The organism is Neisseria sp. HMSC055H02, assembly GCF_001813335.1.
In the GTDB taxonomy this organism is placed as follows: domain Bacteria; phylum Pseudomonadota; class Gammaproteobacteria; order Burkholderiales; family Neisseriaceae; genus Neisseria; species Neisseria sicca_C.
The window spans coordinates 1-408 of sequence record NZ_KV812121.1; the positions used below are offsets into that span (position 1 = coordinate 1).

At 32.4% G+C, this 408-nt stretch carries 1 pseudogene; it reads left to right on the top strand.

Features of this window, described 5'->3' with window-relative positions:
* Nucleotides 1-249 (top strand): annotated as a pseudogene (locus tag HMPREF2907_RS09910) (barstar family protein); the annotation flags it as partial.
* Nucleotides 250-408 lie beyond the last annotated feature (159 nt).

Below are 408 nucleotides of genomic sequence, written 5' to 3' on the forward strand. Positions count from 1 at the left end.
ACAAGATTTTCATAATCAAATTTCAAAAATATTTTCTATACAAGATTATTATGGGAACAATCTTGATGCTTTGTGGGATTTATTGAGCACAAATGTAGAACGACCGATTACTTTGGTATGGAAAGATGCTATGTTCTCAAAAAATCAATTAAAAAGTATATTTATTGAAATAGTAAAGGTTCTAGAAAGAGTAAGAAACAAGATGAGGATTATGGATTCGAAGAAAAATTTAATTATATTTTAGAGTAAGCAAACCCTAATTACATTACGTACACAGGCTTAAAACTCCTCGGAGCCAATCAAACAAGCCGTAGCCCATATAAAACTTAAACTCAACAAGTAGCATGTGTGCAGAACGCACGCATGCATTTTTCAAGCTTTGAGCCAAAAGGTCGTCTGAAACAACAA